The 3,322-nt window shown below is 70.1% G+C and carries 1 protein-coding gene; it reads left to right on the top strand.

Annotated features, from left to right (window positions below; all coding sequences use genetic code 11):
* Positions 1 to 64: 64 nt before the first annotated feature.
* Positions 65 to 3,322 (top strand): DUF6531 domain-containing protein (locus AC27IO_RS22045; protein ID WP_498740764.1); only part of this gene is annotated, 3,258 nt, incomplete at its 3' end.

The raw sequence follows: 3,322 nt of genomic DNA on the forward strand, positions 1-3,322 counted from the left end.
CCGCCCCCTGCCGCCGCCGCCACCCCCGTTGCCGCCGCCCGGCGACGGCTACCGGAGTGTCTCCGTGTTCCCTGGCGGGCAGGACGGCATGTGCGTGGGCGACCCCGTCATTCCCGCCACCGGGGAGAATTTCCAGGAGATCGTGGACCACCAGGACCCGTGGGGCGGCAGCCTGGACTTCGTGCGCATCTACCGCAGCCATTGGGCGCTGGACTCCGCCCGCGCCAGCCGGGGCTTCGGCCGCCAGTGGGGGCACAACCACGCCATCAGCCTGCGGGTGTCCGAGGGCGTGGCGACCGTCATCTTCGGCAACGGTGAGGAGCGGGGCTTTCAGCGCGCGGGCGCCCAGCAGGACTGGGTGGGCGACCAGCGCAGCGACACGCTGGCCCAGGCCGATGGCCTGTGGCGCTTTCGGAACGCCAGCGACGACTCCGTGCTCACCTTCGACAGCGCGGGCAAACTCCTGAGCCGCAGGGCGCGCAACGGCTGGGTCACCACCTACGGGTACACCTACGGGCGCCTGACCACCATCACCAACGCCTTCGGCAAGACCCTCACCCTCGTCTGGGGCGAGCGGCTGATCGAACAGATCATCACGCCCGACTACCAAACCACCACCTACCGGTACAGCTACCAGGACGGCGTGGGCGACCGGCTGGTGTCGTCCCGCCTGCAGGACCAGTATCAGAAGACCTACCTGTACGAAGACACCGGCAACCCGTTCCTGCTGACCGCCATCGTCGATGAGAACGGCAGCCGTTTCGCCCAGTTCAGCTACGACGCGCTGGGCCGCACGCTCAAGGCCGCGCATGCGGGCGACGCCCTGGCGCACCAGTTCGACTACACCGACATCGCCTCGGGCCAGGTCGGCGTGAAAGACCCGCTCGGCCAGATCCGCCGGTACGGCTATACCGTGCAGAACAAGGCGCTGGCCGTCACCAGTGCCTCGTCGGTGCCGGGGCTGGCCTACCGCCCGGTCAACCGCCGGGTGCAGAACGCCGCCGGCCTCGTCACGGCGGAGGTGGACTTCGCTGGCCGCCAGACCACCTACGAATGGGACAACGACCGCCAGCTGCCCCTGCTGGCCACCCACGCCCAGGGCACCGCGCAGGAGCGCCGGGTCGCCACGCAGTGGCACCCCACCTACCGCCTGCCGGTCAAGGTCACCGATGGCCACCGCGTCACCGAATACACCTACGACGCGGACGGCAACGTCCTCACCGAGCGGGTGTACGACGCCAGCCTGCCCGACGGCGCAGCCCGTGCCGCCGTCCGCCGATGGGAATACCAGGGCGGCCTGGTCACCGCCGAAATCGATGCCCTGGGCGTGCGGCGCACATACACCTATCACAGCAACACGCCCTTGGTGTTCGAATCCACCGACCCGTTCGGGCGGCGCACCAGCCACAGCTACAGCGATGGCCGCCTGGTGGGCAAGCTCCTGCCCAACGGCCTGGAAATCCAGTACGCCTATGGCAACAACCCCTGGAACCTGCTCGGCAACGTCTCGGTCCTCGGGATGCAATGGACCCACCAGTACAACGCCATCGGCAAGCGGTCCCGCACGACGCAGCCGGACGGCTACCAGATCGACTACGCCTACGACAGCGCGCACCGGCTGGCCTCGTGGAAGGACAACCGGGGCGCCTCGGGCAGCTATGGGTACGACCTGTTCAACAACGTCATCCTGCAGGAAGTCAAAGACGCCGCGGGCCAGACCGTGTGGCGCCAGGAGCGGGGCATCAACGCCGCCAACCAGCTGGAAACCGTCAAGGCCGGCAGCCAGGTGGACCGCTACGCCTACGGCCCCAACGGCGAGCGCATCACCGCCGAGAACGCCCTGGGCCAGCGCTACCGGTACGCCACCGACCCCCTGGGCCGCGTCGCGGAAATCACCGACCCCCTGGGCAAGGTCGCCTCGCTGTCCTACGACGGCCTGGGCGCCGTGCAGGGCGCCAAGGACTTCGCGGGCGTGGCCACCACGTATGCCAACGACATCCGGGGCAACGCCACGCGGGAGACCTCGGCCGACAGCGGCGCGGCCAACGTGCAATACGACGCACTGGGGCGCCCCACGCAGTTGAGCGATGCGCTGGGCCGCACCACCGGGCTCACGCGGGACGCGGCGGGGCGCCTGACGCGCATCCTCTTCAAGGACGGCAAGCAGAGCGTGTGGCGGTACGACCTCACCGGCGCCAGCTACAACGCCCCCGGCACGCCGCAGGCCAGCATCGGGTCCTTGAGCGAGATCCAGGACGCGGGCGTCACCACGCGCTGGCAGCGCGACCCGCTGGGCCGGGTCACCGCCCGCACCCAGGTGCTGGCCAACGGCGACAGCCGCACCCTGGCCCAGGCCTATGTGCCGGCAGGGCCGGACGGCGCCCGCAATGGCGGAGCCGGGCAGATCGCCACCCTCACCTACGCGAGCGGCAAGAAGCTGCAGTACCAGTACGACGCCACGGGCCAGCTCACCGGGCTGCAATGGAACGGCCAGCCGCTGCTCACCGCCATCACCTGGAACCCGCTAGGCCAGCCCACCGGCTGGAAGTGGCCGGCCTTCGGACCCGCGCCCGGCCTGACCGAGCAGCGCAGTTACACCCTGGCGGGCCAGTTGTCCGCCAGCCGGCTGCTGCCGCAACTGACCTGGGACAGCGCCGGGCGCCTAGCTCAGGTGCAGCAGCGGCACGCCCTGCGCGGCGCCACGGGGGCGCAGCAGGCCGTGATCACCAGCGCCAACACCTACGACGCCACGGGCCGGCTCACCGCCAGCGCCCACAGCGCGCCGGCCGGCCTCGCGCTACCCACGGGCAGCGCGCTGAGCGACACCCTGGGCGCCAACACCAGCGGCTACGCGTGGGACGCCAACGGCAACCGCGTGCAGGCGTTCTATGGCAGCGTCACAGCGGCGGGCACGGCCACGCTCAAGCGCAATTACGTCGCCGTCAGCGGCAGCAACCGGCTGCAGAACTACACGCAGACGTTCCAGCCCGCCAGCGGCAGTGCGCAAACCAGCACCGTGGCCTACAGCCATGACGCCACCGGCTCGCTCACCAAAAAAGGCGACAACTACCTGCACTACGGCAGCGACGGCCGCATCGCCAAGGCCGGCCTGAATGCCGACCCGGCGAACACCCTGGCCGTGAGCTACACGTACAACGCCCTGGGCCAGCGCGTGTTCAAGAGCGATGCGCGGCTGACCGGGGCGAACAACCCGGCCATCACCCAGCAGACGGTCTATGCCGAAGATGGCATCGGCAGCACCGTGCTGGGCCAGTACGGCAACCGCAGGAGCAGCAACAGCGCCGCGCCGGCCGGGGAGATG

Source organism: Acidovorax sp. KNOB132 (genome assembly GCF_057541515.1).